The sequence below is a fragment of the Streptomyces sp. HP-A2021 genome, assembly GCF_022807935.1.
Taxonomy (GTDB): domain Bacteria; phylum Actinomycetota; class Actinomycetes; order Streptomycetales; family Streptomycetaceae; genus Streptomyces; species Streptomyces afghaniensis.
In genome coordinates this window covers 3240690-3256320 of the sequence record NZ_CP094344.1, presented here as the reverse complement: position 1 = coordinate 3256320, position 15631 = coordinate 3240690, and the positions used below count along the sequence as shown (strand labels likewise).

Sequence of the window (15631 nt, the reverse complement as noted above, 5' to 3'; positions counted from 1 at the left end):
TACCGGAGGACTTGCGTGAATCTGCTGCTCGCGGAGGTGGCCCAGGCCACCCAGCGGCTCGCCGACGCCGGCGTGCCCTCGCCGCGCACCGACGCGGAGGAGCTCGCCGCGTTCGTGCACGGCGTCAAGCGCGGCGAGCTGCACTCCGTCAAGGACTCCGACTTCGACGCCCGCTACTGGGAGGTCATCGCCCGCCGCGAGGCCCGCGAGCCGCTCCAGCACATCACCGGGCGCGCCTACTTCCGGTATCTGGAACTCCAGGTCGGCCCCGGGGTGTTCGTGCCCCGGCCCGAGACGGAGTCCGTGGTCGGCTGGGCCATAGACGCCGTACGGGCCATGGACGTCGTCGAGCCGTGCATCGTCGACCTGTGCACCGGCTCCGGCGCCATCGCGCTCGCCCTCGCCCAGGAGGTGCCGCGTTCGCGCGTGCACGCCGTGGAGCTGTCCGAGGACGCCCTCAGGTGGACCCGCAAGAACGTGGAGGGGTCCAGGGTCGAGCTGCGCCAGGGAGACGCCCTGACGGCCTTCCCGGACCTCGACGGCCAGGTCGACCTGGTCATCACCAACCCGCCGTACATCCCGCTCACCGAGTGGGAGTATGTCGCCCCCGAGGCGCGGGACTACGACCCCGACCTGGCCCTGTTCTCCGGCGAGGACGGCCTCGACCTCATCCGGGGCCTGGAGCGCACCGCGCACCGGCTGCTGCGCCCCGGCGGTGTCGTGGTCGTGGAGCACGCCGACACCCAGGGCGGCCAGGTGCCGTGGATCTTCGCCGAGGACCGCGGCTGGACCGACGCCGCCGACCACCCGGACCTGAACAACCGCCCGCGTTTCGCCACGGCCCGCAAGGCGCTGCCGTGAGCACACCGGGCACACCGCAGTCTTCGTGGACTTCATCCCAGCAGCACGTGTACGAGGAGGCCAGCTAAAGATGGCACGGCGATACGACACCAACGACGCGACCGACCGTGTGACCGGTCTGCGTGAGGCAGCGTCCGCCGTCCGCCGTGGCGAGCTCGTGGTGCTGCCGACGGACACGGTGTACGGCATCGGCGCCGACGCGTTCTCCTCGGAGGCGGTCGCCGACCTGCTGGAGGCCAAGGGCCGGGGCCGCAACATGCCCACGCCCGTCCTCATCGGCTCCCCGAACACGCTGCACGGGCTCGTCACGGACTTCTCGGAGCTGGCCTGGGAGCTGGTCGACGCCTTCTGGCCGGGCGCGCTGACGCTCGTCGCCAAGCACCAGCCGTCCCTCCAGTGGGATCTGGGCGACACCCGTGGCACGGTCGCCGTGCGCATGCCGCTGCACCCCGTCGCCATCGAGCTGCTGACGGAGGTGGGCCCGATGGCCGTCTCCTCCGCCAACCTGACCGGCCACCCGGCGCCGGAGGACTGCGACGCCGCGCAGGAGATGCTCGGCGACTCCGTCTCCGTCTACCTCGACGGCGGCCCGACCCCCGGCAACGTCCCGTCGTCGATCGTCGACGTGACCCGTGAGGTGCCGCTGCTGCTGCGCGCCGGCGCGCTCTCCGCGGAAGAGCTGCGAAAGGTAGTACCCGACCTCGAGGTGGCGAATTGACGGCCCCTGGAGCGGGGCGTGGCATAGGCAACGGGGAAAGCGCGGCGGAGATCACGACGACGTTCGTGGGGCTTCCGCGCGACAGCTTCCGCATCCTCCACGTCAGTACCGGCAACGTGTGCCGCTCGCCCATCACCGAGCGGCTGACCCGCCATTTCGTGCGGGAGCGGCTCGGGATCCTGGGCGGCGGGCTGATCGTGGAGAGCGCGGGCACCTGGGGTCACGAGGGCGCCCCCATGGAGGCCAATGCGGAGACCGTGCTGGCCGACTTCGGCGCGGACGCCTCCGGCTTCACCGGGCGCGAACTCCTCGACGAGCACGTGATCCGCGCCGACCTGGTGCTGACCGCCACCCGGGACCACCGGGCGCAGGTCATCTCCATGGGGCACTCGGCGGGCCTGCGGACCTTCACGCTCAAGGAGTTCACCCGTCTGGTGAAGGCCATCGACCCGACGACCCTGCCGCCCCTGGAGGAGGGCGTGGTCACCCGCGCGCGTGCGCTGGTGCGTGCCGCGGCGGCTCTACGCGGGTGGCTGCTGGCCCCGAACGCCGAGGCGGACGAGGTGTACGACCCGTACGGGGCGCCCCTGACGTTCTTCCGGTCCATCGGCGACGAGATACACCAGGCACTCGATCCGGTCGTCACGGCCCTCACGGGCGTCCCCGCAAAGACGTAACGACCGCGCGCCCCGGGGGCCCCGGGCCTACATTGGACGTACGTCACCGTCGACGCCGCCCGGAGCCCACCATGACGGTCACCCCTGCCATCGAGGCCGACCTCCTGCGCCGCCAGGACCCCGAACTCGCCGACATCCTGCTCGGCGAGCGGGAGCGGCAGGCGACGACGCTCCAGTTGATCGCCGCCGAGAACTTCAGCTCGCCGGCCGTCCTGGCCGCCCTCGGCTCGCCCCTCGCCAACAAGTACGCCGAGGGCTACCCCGGAGCGCGGCACCACGGTGGCTGCGAGTTCGCCGACGTCGCCGAACGCGTCGCCGTGGACCGGGCCATGGCCCTGTTCGGCGCCGAGCACGCCAACGTCCAGTCCCACTCCGGCTCTTCGGCCGTCCTGGCCGCCTACGCCGCCCTGCTGCGCCCCGGTGACACCGTCCTCGCCCTCGGCCTGCCGTACGGCGGTCATCTCACGCACGGGTCGCCGGCGAACTTCTCCGGCCGCTGGTTCGACTTCGTCGGATACGGCGTGGATGCCGAGTCCGGGCTGATGGACCACGAGCAGGTGCGCACCCTGGCGCGTACGCGTCGCCCCAAGGCGATCGTGTGCGGCTCGATCGCCTACCCCCGGCACATCGACTACGCGTTCTTCCGCGAGGTCGCCGACGAGGTGGGCGCATACCTCGTCGCGGACGCCGCGCATCCCATCGGGCTGGTCGCCGGGGGAGCGGCGCCGAACCCGGTGCCGTACGCGGACATCGTCTGTGCCACGACTCACAAGGTGCTGCGGGGCCCGCGCGGCGGCATGATCCTGTGCCGCGCGGAGCTGGCCGAGCGGGTCGATCGGGCCGTGTTCCCTTTCACACAGGGCGGCGCGCAGATGCACACCATCGCCGCCAAGGCGGTCGCGTTCGGGGAGGCGGCAACTGAGGCGTTCGCCGTGTACGCCCATCAGGTGGTCGCCAATGCGAGGGTTCTCGCGGCCCGGCTGGCCGCCGAGGGCATGGCCGTGACCACGGGCGGCACGGACACCCATCTCATCACCGCCGACCCGGCGCCGCTCGGCGTCGACGGCCGCACCGCCCGGGGCCGTCTCGCCGCCGCCGGCCTGGTCATGGACTGCTGCGCGCTGCCGCACGGCGACGCCCGGGGACTCAGGCTGGGCACGGCCGCCGTCACTACGCAGGGCATGGGCGAGGCGGAGATGGCGCGGATCGCCAAGCTGCTCGCGGGGGTGCTCAGGGGCGTGACCGAGACCGCGAGGGCCCGTGAAGAAGTGCGGGAGCTGGCCGGTGGATTTCCGCCGTATCCCCGCTGAGACGGGGTAAGCGCACCAGGGTGCACAGCTACTCGTGCAACCATCGTCGCTACCCGGAAGTCCCCACACATATGCGCGCATCGCTAGGGTGTGGGGCTGAGATGGCCAGCGAGACCTGTGGGGAAGCCCGTGCGTGAATACCTGCTGACGCTCTGCATCACGGCCGCGGTGACGTATCTGCTGACAGGGCCGGTACGGAAGTTCGCGATCGTGGCCGGAGCGATGCCGGAGATCCGGGCACGTGACGTGCACCGGGAACCCACTCCGCGGCTCGGCGGGATCGCGATGTTCTTCGGCCTGTGCGCGGGCCTGCTGGTCGCCGACCACCTGACCAACCTCAACCAGGTCTTCCAGGCCTCGAACGAACCCCGGGCGCTGCTGTCCGGGGCGGCCCTGATCTGGCTGATCGGTGTGCTGGACGACAAGTTCGAGATCGACGCCCTGATCAAGCTGGGCGGCCAGATGATCGCCGCGGGCGTGATGGTCGTGCAGGGTCTGACGATCCTGTGGCTGCCGATCCCGGGCATCGGCTCGGTGGCGCTCACCCAGTGGCAGGGCACCCTGCTGACGGTGGCGCTGGTCGTCATCACGATCAACGCGGTCAACTTCGTCGACGGCCTGGACGGCCTCGCGGCCGGCATGGTCTGCATCGCGGCCACCGCGTTCTTCCTGTACGCCTACCGGATCTGGTACTCGTACGGCGTCGAGGCCGCCGCCCCCGCCACGCTCTTCTCGGCGATCCTGATGGGCATGTGCCTGGGCTTCCTGCCGCACAACATGCACCCGGCGCGGATCTTCATGGGCGACTCCGGCTCGATGCTGATCGGCCTGGTCCTGGCCGCGGGCGCGATCTCCGTCACGGGGCAGGTCGACCCGGACGCGCTCAACCTGTACGTCGGGTCGGAGAAGGAGGCCGTGCACCAGACGGTTCCCGTCTACATCCCGCTGCTGCTGCCGCTGACGATCATCGCGGTCCCGGCCGCCGACCTGATCCTGGCCATCGTGCGCCGCACCTGGCGCGGCCAGTCGCCGTTCGCCGCCGACCGCGGCCACCTGCACCACCGTCTGCTGGAGATCGGCCACTCGCACAGCCGGGCCGTGCTGATCATGTACTTCTGGTCGGCGCTGATCGCCTTCGGCGCGCTCGCCTACTCGGTCAACTCGGCGTCCATGTGGATCGTGCTCGGCGTCGTGTTCCTCAGCGCGATCGGCCTGGCCCTGCTCCTGCTGCCGCGCTTCACGCCGCGCGCCCCGCGCTGGATGGAGCGGTTCGTGCCGCCGCGCTACCGGCGCCGCGGGGTCCCGGCCCTGGCGCCCGAGGCCTCGACGCCGGCGACCGCCGCCGAGCAGGCGGCCCCGGTCGCGCGTGAGGACCGCGCCCCGGTGGTGTCGGGAGTCTCAGGAGTCAACGGGGCCACCGCCATCGGCGCCCGTTCGCGGCTTGCGGACCGGCGCAAGGCCGGGACCCCGTAAGGCCCCGGGCAAGGTAAGAGCCGGGACAAGGTAAGAATCTGACTAGAGCATTGCCAAGCCGTGGGGTTGTGATGGGGGTGCGAAGCGCCCAATACCAGACAAGTCGGCGCCGTTCCTGCACAGACGCGCGGCTTCACTCTCATGTGTGACAGCCCGCACACCTTCAGGTAAAGACTGCATCAAATAGTTTGTGATACGGTTCACGAGAACCCCCGGATAGAGCCGAAGGACCGCAGTGCGACGGTCCATTGGTGTGAGGTCTCCACTCAGCCCGGGACTACGCTCGTCCATGACGACACCCCTGCCCCCTGCGAAAGCGGAGTTGCCGCCATGCCGTCCAATGACGCCCGGAACCTTCTGCAGTGCGCTGTGCCCACAGCGGCTGCCGGTGTGGTCGCCGTCGCCGTCAGCGGCGTGCTGGCCGGAGGCAAGGGAGCCCTCGGAGCAGCCGTCGGCACGGCCCTGGCCATCCTCTTCATGGGGATCGGTCTGTACGTCCTCCAGCGGACGGCAAAAACGCTCCCGCAGTTGTTCCAGGCCATGGGGCTGATGCTCTACACGGCCCAGTTGCTGCTGCTCCTCATTTTCGTCGCCCTCTTCAAGGACACCTCATTCTTCAACGCGAGGACGTTCGCCGCCGGGCTCGTCGTCGCGACCGTCGTGTGGATGGCTGCGCAGGCTCGTGCGCACATGAAGGCCAAGATCTTCTACATCGACCCGGACTCCGAGAAGAGTGAGAAGCCCGAGAAGACCGGGTCCCCGTCGTGACGAGTAGGGGCGCGATAAAGAGCACTGGGAACTCCTGCTATCGTCCGGTGCCAACTGCGGCATCGCGGGCGCGGGCATCTGAGCTGACGCCTGCTCGAACGCGAGGCTCGATGCCCCTCAGCCGCCCCCACATCCGTAACACCAGTCCGGTGCCGACCCGCGGCTGCGCGCCGCGCCGACACAACGAGGTTGCCGTACCCATGCGTCACGCCGAAGGAGCCCGCGGTGAGTGCTGACCAGACCCAGCTCGCCTTTGACTGGAGCTGTCGGATCATGTCCGACAACGGGTGTGGTTTTCCGGCTCCGGGCCTGCACTCGTTCCTCTTCAAGCCGCTCGCCACGGTCGGGGGGTTCGAGTTCAACAAGGTGATGCTGCTCGCCATCATCACGACCATTCTCATCATCGGCTTCTTCTACGCGGCCTTCGGCAAGGCCAAGGTGGTGCCGGGCAAGCTGCAGATGGTCGGTGAAGCCGGATACGACTTCGTCCGCCGCGGCATCGTCTACGAGACCCTCGGAAAGAAGGAGGGCGAGAAGTACGTACCGTTCATGGTCTCGCTGTTCTTCTTCATCTGGATCATGAACATCTGGTCCGTGGTCCCGCTGGCGCAGTTCCCGGTGTCGTCGATCATCGCGTTCCCGGCGGTCCTCGCCGTGATCGTCTACGTGACGTGGGTCTCGCTGACCTTCAAGCGGCACGGCTTCGTCGGGTTCTTCAAGAACGTCACCGGCTACGACAAGTCGCTCGGCCCGGTGCTGCCGCTCGTGATGGTCATCGAGTTCTTCTCGAACCTGCTTGTCCGGCCGTTCACGCACGCGGTGCGACTGTTCGCCAACATGTTCGCCGGCCACCTGATGCTGGTCATGTTCACCGTCGCCTCCTGGTACCTCCTGAACAGCTGGATGGTCCCGGCGGCCGGTGTCTCCTTCGTGATGACCATCGCCATGATCGGCTTCGAGCTTTTCGTGCAGGCCGTCCAGGCGTACGTCTTCGTACTCCTCGCCTGCACGTACATCCAGGGCGCTCTCGCCGAGCACCACTGAGCCCCACCCCACCCCGGTCGTCCGGTGGCCAACCCCCACCGGTCCGTTAAGAGAAGGAAGATTCAGCATGGCTGCCACTGAGACCCTCGCCGCTGTCTCCGGTTCCATCGGTTCCGTCGGTTACGGCCTCTCGGCTATCGGCCCCGGCATCGGCGTCGGCATCATCTTCGGTAACGGCACCCAGGCCCTCGCCCGCCAGCCCGAGGCCGCGGGCCTGATCCGCGCCAACCAGATCCTGGGCTTCGCCTTCTGCGAGGCGCTCGCCCTCATCGGCATCGTCATGCCGTTCGTGTTCGGTACGAAGTAAGACTTCCCTACCGACACGTATCGACGAAAGGCACTGATGTGATCGCCAACCTGGTGCAGCTGGCGGCCGAGGAAGAGCAGAACCCGCTCGTTCCTCCGGGCCCCGAGCTGCTCGTCGGCACCATCGCCTTCGCCATCGTGTTCTTCTTCTTCTGGAAGAAGCTGCTTCCGAACATCAACAAGGTTCTGGAGGAGCGCCGCGCGGCGATCGAAGGCGGTATCGAAGAGGCCGAGACCATGAAGGTCGAGGCCCAGAGCGTCCTTGAGCAGTACAAGGCACAGCTCGCCGAGGCCCGGCACGAGGCCGCGCGTCTGCGCCAGGAGGCGCAGGAGCAGGGTGCCGCGCTCATCGCCGAGATGCGGGCCGAGGGCCAGCGTCAGCGCGAGGAGATCGTCGCCGCCGGTCACGCCCAGATCGAGGCCGACCGCAAGGCCGCGTCGTCCGCGCTCCGCCAGGACGTCGGCAAGCTCGCCACCGACCTGGCCGGCAAGCTCGTCGGCGAGTCCCTCGAGGACCACGCCCGCCAGAGCCGTGTGATCGACCGGTTCCTCGACGACCTCGAGGAGAAGGCCGAGGCCGGCCGATGAATGGAGCGAGCCGCGAGGCCCTGGCAGCCGCACGAGAGCGTCTCGACGCGCTGACGGACTCCACGTCCGTGGACGCCGGCGCGCTCGCCGACGAACTGGCCGCCGTCACCGCGCTGCTCGACCGCGAGGTGTCGCTGCGTCGGGTCCTCACCGACCCGGCGCAGGCCGGTGAGGCCAAGGCCGAACTGGCCCAGCGCCTGCTCGGCACCCAGGTCAGCGGCCCGGCCGCCGACCTGGTCGCCGGAATGGTGCGCTCCCGCTGGTCGCAGTCGCGCGACCTGGTGGACGCCCTGGAGGAGCTGGCCAGCACCGCCGACCTCACCGCCGCGCAGAAGGCGGGCAAGCTCGACGACGTCGAGGACGAGCTGTTCCGGTTCGGCCGGATCGTCTCCGGCAGCACCGAGCTGCGCGCCGCGCTGACCGACCGCAAGGCCACCACCTCGGCCAAGAGCGAGCTGCTGCGCAGCCTGCTCGGCGGCCGGGCACAGGCGGCCACCGAGCGTCTGGTGACGCGCCTTGTCGCCGCGCCGCGGGGACGTAGCCTGGAGTCGGGACTGGAGTCCCTGTCCAAGCTCGCCGCCGAGCGCCGGGACCGCATGGTCGCCACCGTCACCTCGGCGGTACCGCTGAGCGACGCGCAGAAGCAGCGCCTGGGCGCCGCCCTCGCGAAGCTCTACGGCCGCAAGATGCACCTCAACCTGGACGTGGACCCCGAGGTCCTCGGCGGAATCCGGGTGCAGGTCGGCGACGAGGTCATCAACGGCTCCCTCGCGGACCGCATCGAGGACGCCAGCCGCCGGCTCACGAGCTGAGCAGCAACTCAATAGGCATTACGTACTTACGACGGCCCTGGTTGGGCCGTGCAGAAGAATCCTGGGGGTCGCCCCCAGACCCCCTAAGAAACTTCGGGCCCAACAAGGAGAGCAGGGAACCCAGATGGCGGAGCTCACGATCCGGCCGGAGGAGATCCGGGACGCGCTGGAGAACTTCGTCCAGGCGTACAAGCCGGACGCGGCCTCGCGCGAGGAGGTCGGTACGGTCACCTTTGCCGGCGACGGCATCGCGAAGGTCGAGGGCCTGCCCTCGACCATGGCCAACGAGCTGCTGAAGTTCGAGGACGGCACCCTCGGCCTCGCCCTCAACCTCGAGGAGCGCGAGATCGGTGCCATCGTCCTCGGCGAGTTCAGCGGCGTCGAGGAGGGGCAGCCGGTCAGCCGTACCGGCGAGGTCCTGTCCGTCGCGGTCGGCGAGGGCTACCTCGGCCGCGTGGTGGACCCCCTCGGCAACCCGATCGACGGCCTCGGCGAGATCGAGACCGACAGCCGTCGCGCCCTGGAGCTTCAGGCTCCGGGCGTCATGGTCCGCAAGTCGGTGCACGAGCCGATGGAGACGGGCTACAAGGCCGTCGACACCATGACCCCGATCGGCCGTGGCCAGCGTCAGCTGATCATCGGTGACCGCCAGACCGGCAAGACCGCCCTGGCCGTCGACACGATCATCAACCAGCGCGACAACTGGCGCTCGGGCGACCCGAACAAGCAGGTCCGCTGCATCTACGTCGCCATCGGCCAGAAGGGCTCCACCATCGCCGGCGTGCGCGGCGCTCTGGAGGAGGCCGGCGCGCTGGAGTACACGACCATCGTCGCCGCCCCGGCGTCCGACCCGGCCGGCTTCAAGTACCTGGCGCCGTACACCGGTTCGGCCATCGGTCAGCACTGGATGTACCAGGGCAAGCACGTCCTGATCATCTTCGACGACCTGTCGAAGCAGGCCGACGCCTACCGCGCCGTGTCGCTGCTGCTGCGCCGCCCGCCGGGCCGTGAGGCCTACCCGGGTGACGTCTTCTACCTGCACTCCCGTCTGCTGGAGCGCTGCGCGAAGCTCTCCGACGAGATGGGTGCCGGCTCGATGACCGGTCTGCCGATCGTCGAGACCAAGGCCAACGACGTCTCGGCGTTCATCCCGACCAACGTCATCTCCATCACCGACGGTCAGTGCTTCCTGGAGTCGGACCTGTTCAACGCCGGTCAGCGCCCCGCGCTGAACGTCGGTATCTCGGTCTCCCGAGTCGGTGGTTCCGCCCAGCACAAGGCGATCCGCCAGGTCTCCGGCCGTCTGCGCGTGGACCTCGCCCAGTTCCGTGAGCTGGAGGCGTTCGCCGCCTTCGGTTCCGACCTGGACGCCGCGTCCAAGGCGCAGCTGGAGCGTGGTCAGCGCATGGTCGAGCTGCTGAAGCAGCCGCAGTACCAGCCGATGGCCACCGAGGACCAGGTCGTCTCCATCTGGGCCGGCACCACCGGCAAGATGGACGAGGTTCCGGTCGCCGACATCCGCCGCTTCGAGAAGGAGCTGCTGGAGTACCTGCACCGCAAGGAGCAGGGCCTGCTGACCTCCATCCGCGAGGGCGGGAAGATGTCGGACGACACCCTCCAGGCCATGGCCGACGCCATCGCGGAGTTCAAGAAGCAGTTCGAGACCTCCGACGGCAAGCTGCTCGGCGAGGACGCCCCGGCTGCCGGCAAGTGACGACGGAAGGGACCTGACTCATGGGAGCACAGCTCCGGGTCTACAAGCGTCGCATCCGATCCGTCTCCGCGACCAAGAAGATCACGAAGGCGATGGAGATGATCGCCGCCTCGCGCGTCGTCAAGGCGCAGCGCAAGGTGGCGGCGTCCACGCCGTACGCGACCGAGCTCACCCGGGCGGTCACGGCGGTGGCCACCGGATCGAACACCAAGCACCCGCTGACGACGGAGCCGGAGAACTCGACCCGTGCCGCGGTCCTGCTCCTCACGAGCGACCGCGGTCTGGCCGGCGCCTTCAACTCCAACGCCATCAAGGCCGCGGAGAGGCTCACGGCGAAGCTCGAAGGTGAGGGCAAGGAGGTCGTCAGCTACATCGTCGGCCGCCGTGGTCTCGCCCACTACAACTTCCGCGAGCGCAAGGTCGCGGAGTCGTTCACGGGCTTCACCGACGACCCGTCGTACGCGGACGCCAAGAAGGTCGCGGCCCCGCTGATCGAGGCGATCGAGACGGAGACGGCGGAAGGCGGCGTGGACGAGCTCCACATCGTCTACACCGAGTTCGTGTCGATGATGACGCAGACGGCCATCGAGGCCCGGCTGCTGCCGCTCAGCCTCGACGAGGTCGCGGCGGAGGCGAAGCCCAAGGGCGAGATCCTCCCGCTGTTCGACTTCGAGCCCTCGGCGGAGGACGTCCTGGACGCCCTGCTGCCGCGCTATGTGGAGAGCCGGATCTACAACGCGCTGCTCCAGTCGGCCGCCTCCAAGCACGCCGCCACGCGGCGCGCGATGAAGTCGGCCACCGACAACGCCGGAGAGCTCATCGAGACGCTCACCCGGCTTGCCAACCAGGCCCGCCAGGCCGAAATCACCCAGGAAATCAGCGAGATCGTCGGTGGCGCCAGTGCCCTGGCCGACGCGACCGCGGGGAGTGACCGATAAATGACCACCACTGTTGAGACCGCGACGGCTACGGGCCGCGTCGCCCGGGTCATCGGCCCGGTCGTCGACGTGGAGTTCCCCGTCGACGCGATGCCCGAGATCTACAACGCCCTGCACGTCGAGGTCGCCGACCCGGCTCTCGCGGGCGAGAAGAAGACGCTGACCCTGGAGGTCGCCCAGCACCTGGGTGACGGCCTGGTCCGCGCGATCTCCATGCAGCCCACCGACGGCCTGGTCCGCCAGGCCCCGGTGACCGACACCGGTGCGGGCATCTCCGTCCCGGTCGGCGACTTCACCAAGGGCAAGGTGTTCAACACCCTCGGTGAGGTGCTGAACAGCGACGAGGCCTACGAGGGCGAGCGCTGGTCCATCCACCGCAAGGCCCCCGCGTTCGACCAGCTCGAGTCGAAGACCGAGATGTTCGAGACGGGCCTGAAGGTCGTCGACCTTCTCACCCCGTACGTCAAGGGCGGCAAGATCGGTCTGTTCGGTGGTGCCGGTGTCGGCAAGACCGTGCTGATCCAGGAAATGATCATGCGTGTCGCCAACCTCCACGAGGGCGTCTCCGTCTTCGCGGGCGTCGGCGAGCGCACCCGTGAGGGCAACGACCTCATCGCGGAGATGGAAGAGTCCGGCGTTCTGGACAAGACCGCCCTGGTCTTCGGCCAGATGGACGAGCCCCCGGGCACCCGTCTGCGCGTGGCCCTGGCCGGCCTGACGATGGCGGAGTACTTCCGTGACGTCCAGAAGCAGGACGTGCTGTTCTTCATCGACAACATCTTCCGCTTCACCCAGGCCGGTTCCGAGGTGTCGACCCTGCTCGGCCGTATGCCCTCCGCGGTGGGTTACCAGCCGAACCTGGCCGACGAGATGGGTGTCCTCCAGGAGCGCATCACCTCGACCCGTGGTCACTCGATCACCTCGATGCAGGCGATCTACGTCCCCGCGGACGACCTGACCGACCCGGCCCCGGCCACCACCTTCGCCCACCTCGACGCGACGACGGTGCTCTCCCGTCCGATCTCCGAGAAGGGCATCTACCCGGCCGTGGACCCGCTGGACTCCACGTCCCGGATCCTCGACCCGCGGTACATCTCGGCGGACCACTACAACGCCGCGATGCGCGTGAAGAACATCCTGCAGAAGTACAAGGACCTGCAGGACATCATCGCGATCCTCGGTATCGACGAGCTCGGCGAGGAGGACAAGCTCGTCGTCCACCGTGCCCGTCGCGTGGAGCGCTTCCTGTCCCAGAACACCCACGCCGCCAAGCAGTTCACCGGCGTGGACGGTTCGGACGTGCCGCTGGACGAGTCGATCGCCGCGTTCAACGCGATCTGCGACGGCGAGTACGACCACTTCCCGGAGCAGGCGTTCTTCATGTGCGGTGGTCTCGAGGACCTGAAGAAGAACGCGAAGGAGCTGGGCGTCTCCTGAGCCTCGCGCTCGATATGAGCCTCGTGCTCATGACGGAGGGGGCGGGCGCGTCCCGCCCCCTCCGCCACGCCTACTAGACTTGTAACCAACACCCGGCACTCCCGCCGGGTGGTGACCCGAGGAGCCACCCTTGGCTGCTGAGCTGCACGTCGCGCTGGTCGCGGCCGACCGTGAGGTCTGGTCCGGCCAGGCCACCCTGGTCGTCGCGCGCACCACGTCCGGCGACATCGGCGTCATGCCCGGTCACCAGCCGCTGCTCGGTGTGCTGGAGTCGGGCCCGGTGACCATCCGTACGAGTGATGGCGGGACGGTCGTCGCCGCGGTCCACGGCGGTTTCATCTCGTTCGCGGACGACAAGCTCTCGCTGCTGGCCGAAATCGCGGAGCTGTCGGACGAGATCGATGTCCAGCGCGCGGAGCAGGAGCTGGAGCGTGCGAAGGCGGAGGACGACGCGGAGGCCCAGCGCCGCGCGGACGTCCGTCTGCGTACGGCCACGGCGGCGCGCTGACTCAGCCCGTCGTGTGATGACGTCACTCAGCCGCGGTTGGGTACCGGAGAGATCCGGACCCAGCCGCGGCTGAGGTGGATGTGGGTGTTTTTTACGTTCCGTTACCTAGGAGACGAGGAGGTCGGTGTCGATGGTCCTCGCTCTGACTGTGTGCGGAATTGTCGTGGCCCTCGTGGTGGTGGGACTGTTCGTCTTTGGTCTGCGCCGCCGGCTCATCCAGCGCTCGGGCGGCACCTTCGACGCCAGCCTGCGCTGGGACGCCCCGGAGCAGGGCGACTCCAACGGCAAGGGCTGGGCGTACGGGGTGGCCCGCTACAACGGCGACCGCGTCGAGTGGTTCCGGGTCTTCTCCTACTCGCCGCGCCCGCGCCGGATCCTGGAGCGTTCCGCGATCGAGGTGGCCGGCCGCCGGGTCCCGGAGGGCGAGGAGGAGCTGGCGCTGCTGTCCGATCATGTGATCCTGGTCTGTCTGCACCGGGGCACCCGGCTGGAGCTGGCCATGAGCGAGGACGCGCTGACCGGTTTCCTCGCGTGGCTTGAGGCAGCCCCGCCCGGTCAGCGCGTCAATGTTGCCTAGCTGTTCTCAGCCGAGCCCGTTGTTGACGGCCGTCACCAGTTCACCGTTGCCGGTGTCGCCGCTGAACTCCCAGAAGAAGGCCCCGCCCAAGCCCTGGTTCTTGGCCCACGCCATCTTCGATCCGATGGTGGCGGGAGTGTCGTACGACCACCAGTTGCTGCCGCAGTGCGCGTACGCGGTGCCCGCTATGGTGCCGGTGGCCGGGCAGGAGTTCTTGAGGACCTTGTAGTCCTCGATGCCGGCCTCGTAGGTGCCGGGCGCCGGGCCGGTGGCCGTGCCGCCCGGGGCGGACTGGGTGACGCCGGTCCAGCCGCGGCCGTAGAAGCCGATGCCGAGCAGGAGCTTTGCGGACGGGACGCCCTTCGCCTTCAGCTTGGCGATCGCGTCGGCCGAGTTGAAGCCGGCCTGCGGGATGCCGGGATACGAGGTGAGCGGGGAGTGCGGGGCGGTCGGGCCGTCCTTGTCGAAGGCGCCGAAGTAGTCGTACGTCATCACGTTGTACCAGTCGAGGTACTGCGCGGCGCCGCCGTAGTCGGCCGCGTCGATCTTGCCGCCGGAGGAGCCGTCGGCGGTGATGGCGGCGGTGACCAGGTAGTCGGGGCCGAACTCCGCGCGCAGGGCCCGCATCAGGTTCCTGAAGGCCGCGGGTCCTGAGGTGTCGCAGGTCAGGCCGCAGGCGTTGGGGTACTCCCAGTCGATGTCGATGCCGTCGAAGACGTCGGCCCAGCGCGGGTCCTCCACGACGGCCTTGCAGGACTTGGCGAAGGCGGCGGCGTTGGCGGCGGCCTGGCCGAAGCCGCCCGAGTAGGTCCAGCCCCCGAACGAGTACAGCACCTTGATGTGCGGGTACTTGGCCTTGAGCTGGCGGAGCTGGTTGAAGTTGCCGCGCAGCGGCTGGTCCCAGGTGTCGGCGGTGCCGCTGACGGACTGGTCGGCGGTGTAGGCCTTGTCGTAGGCGGCGTAGGTGTCGTCGACCGTGCACTGGCCGTTCTTGACGTTGCCGAAGGCGTAGTTGATGTGCGTGATCTTCGAGGCCGAGCCCGAGGTCACCAGATTCTTGACGTGGTAGTTGCGGCCGTAGACGCCCCACTCGGTGAAGTAGCCGAGCTTGACCTTGTCGCCCTTGGGCGGCTCGGTCGTGCCGCCGGTGGTGCGCACCGCGCGGGCGCCGCTGACCGGGCCGGTCTGGTCGGCGGTGTCACGCGCCTGGACGGAGTAGGAGTAGTCGGTGCCCTTGGTCAGGCCCGTGTCGGTGTACGACGTGCCCGTCACGGTGGCGACCTTGGTGCCGTCGCGCAGGACGTCGTAGTTCTTGACGCCCTTGTCGTCCGTGGCGGCGGACCAGGACAGTTTCACCGACGTGTCGGTGATGTCGGAGGCGGTCGGCGTGCCGGGGGCGCTGGGTGCGCTGTCGCCGGGTTCCGTGGTGCCGCCGTCGCAGCTGCCCCCGTTGAGCTTGCACTTCGCGGGGGACCCGGTGCCGGTGCCGTTGAAGCCGAAGGAGACGGAGGCGCCGGGGGCGAGGGTCCCGTTCCAGGACTTGTTCTTCGCGGTCCAGTGGGTGCCCGAGGAGGTGACGTCGGCGTCCCAGGCGGAGGTGACGGACGTGCCGGAGGGGAAGTCCCACTCGACGGTCCAGGAGCTGAGGGTCGTGGTGCCGGTGTTCTTCACCGTCCACTTGCCTTCGAAGCCGGAGCCCCAGTCCTGCGTCTTGGTGTAGCTCGCGGTGGCGGATGTCGCGGCCTGGGCCGGGCTCGCGAGGCCGACGAGACCGGCCAGCGGGAGCAACAGGGTCGCGAACCCTGCCGCGGCTCTGTGTCTGAAGCGCATGCTGCGCCTCCTCGATGGAGTTGTTGGGGGCGTGACTGAGCCTCACGCCCACTCATGGTGCGGTGAGAAT

16 protein-coding genes are annotated in these 15631 nt (G+C 68.9%); 15 read left to right on the top strand and 1 reads right to left on the bottom strand.

The genetic code is table 11. The features are described from left to right. The first annotated feature begins 15 nt into the window (after window positions 1–15). From prmC to MQE23_RS14580, 15 genes are all read left to right on the top strand, one after another. Window positions 16–861, top strand: a complete 846-nt coding sequence (gene prmC, locus MQE23_RS14650) for a peptide chain release factor N(5)-glutamine methyltransferase (RefSeq protein ID WP_020272586.1) — start codon at window positions 16–18, stop codon at window positions 859–861. 70 nt (window positions 862–931) lie between these two features. Then, window positions 932–1579, top strand: coding sequence for an L-threonylcarbamoyladenylate synthase (locus MQE23_RS14645; RefSeq protein ID WP_020272587.1), 648 nt, complete (start codon window positions 932–934; stop codon window positions 1577–1579). Continuing rightward, window positions 1576–2256: a low molecular weight phosphatase family protein gene (locus MQE23_RS14640; protein WP_037669145.1), complete on the top strand. Its 681-nt coding sequence runs from the start codon at window positions 1576–1578 to the stop codon at window positions 2254–2256. The genes MQE23_RS14645 and MQE23_RS14640 overlap by 4 nt, the downstream gene beginning before the upstream one ends. A gap of 71 nt (window positions 2257–2327) precedes the next feature. Continuing rightward, on the top strand, window positions 2328–3566 hold the full coding sequence (glyA, locus tag MQE23_RS14635; RefSeq protein ID WP_020272589.1) for a serine hydroxymethyltransferase: 1239 nt from the start codon (window positions 2328–2330) through the stop codon (window positions 3564–3566). 129 nt (window positions 3567–3695) lie between these two features. Next, complete coding sequence (locus MQE23_RS14630; protein WP_243379347.1) at window positions 3696–5039, top strand: MraY family glycosyltransferase; 1344 nt, start codon at window positions 3696–3698, stop codon at window positions 5037–5039. A gap of 330 nt (window positions 5040–5369) precedes the next feature. Continuing rightward, window positions 5370–5807: a hypothetical protein gene (locus tag MQE23_RS14625; RefSeq protein ID WP_037669155.1), complete on the top strand. Its 438-nt coding sequence runs from the start codon at window positions 5370–5372 to the stop codon at window positions 5805–5807. A gap of 273 nt (window positions 5808–6080) precedes the next feature. Continuing rightward, window positions 6081–6851 (top strand): F0F1 ATP synthase subunit A, encoded by a 771-nt coding sequence (atpB, locus tag MQE23_RS14620; RefSeq protein ID WP_243382630.1) that lies wholly within the window; start codon window positions 6081–6083, stop codon window positions 6849–6851. Between the two features lie 67 nt (window positions 6852–6918). Then, the gene (locus tag MQE23_RS14615) at window positions 6919–7158 is read left to right on the top strand and encodes an ATP synthase subunit C (RefSeq protein ID WP_053670587.1); all 240 of its coding nucleotides are present in this window, start codon (window positions 6919–6921) and stop codon (window positions 7156–7158) included. A 38-nt stretch (window positions 7159–7196) separates the two neighbouring features. Continuing rightward, window positions 7197–7745 (top strand): F0F1 ATP synthase subunit B, encoded by a 549-nt coding sequence (locus tag MQE23_RS14610; RefSeq protein ID WP_086852629.1) that lies wholly within the window; start codon window positions 7197–7199, stop codon window positions 7743–7745. Continuing rightward, window positions 7742–8557 carry a F0F1 ATP synthase subunit delta gene (locus MQE23_RS14605; RefSeq protein ID WP_020272595.1) on the top strand — a complete coding sequence of 272 codons (816 nt, stop codon included), beginning with the start codon at window positions 7742–7744 and terminating at the stop codon, window positions 8555–8557. The genes MQE23_RS14610 and MQE23_RS14605 overlap by 4 nt, the downstream gene beginning before the upstream one ends. A gap of 124 nt (window positions 8558–8681) precedes the next feature. Continuing rightward, the gene (gene atpA / locus MQE23_RS14600; protein ID WP_020272597.1) at window positions 8682–10271 is read left to right on the top strand and encodes a F0F1 ATP synthase subunit alpha; all 1590 of its coding nucleotides are present in this window, start codon (window positions 8682–8684) and stop codon (window positions 10269–10271) included. 20 nt (window positions 10272–10291) lie between these two features. Beyond that, window positions 10292–11209: a F0F1 ATP synthase subunit gamma gene (locus tag MQE23_RS14595; protein ID WP_020272598.1), complete on the top strand. Its 918-nt coding sequence runs from the start codon at window positions 10292–10294 to the stop codon at window positions 11207–11209. Continuing rightward, window positions 11210–12646, top strand: a complete 1437-nt coding sequence (atpD, locus tag MQE23_RS14590; RefSeq protein ID WP_020272599.1) for a F0F1 ATP synthase subunit beta — start codon at window positions 11210–11212, stop codon at window positions 12644–12646. A gap of 130 nt (window positions 12647–12776) precedes the next feature. Next, a complete protein-coding gene (locus MQE23_RS14585; RefSeq protein ID WP_010040145.1) occupies window positions 12777–13154 on the top strand; it encodes a F0F1 ATP synthase subunit epsilon in 378 nt (125 codons plus the stop codon). 130 nt (window positions 13155–13284) lie between these two features. Continuing rightward, a complete protein-coding gene (locus MQE23_RS14580) occupies window positions 13285–13731 on the top strand; it encodes a DUF2550 domain-containing protein (RefSeq protein ID WP_037669156.1) in 447 nt (148 codons plus the stop codon). Window positions 13732–13737: 6 nt separating this feature from the next. Here MQE23_RS14580 and MQE23_RS14575 read toward each other — a convergent pair whose 3' ends face one another. Next, window positions 13738–15561, bottom strand: coding sequence for a glycoside hydrolase family 18 chitinase (locus MQE23_RS14575; protein ID WP_037669157.1), 1824 nt, complete (start codon window positions 15559–15561; stop codon window positions 13738–13740). Window positions 15562–15631: the final 70 nt, after the last annotated feature.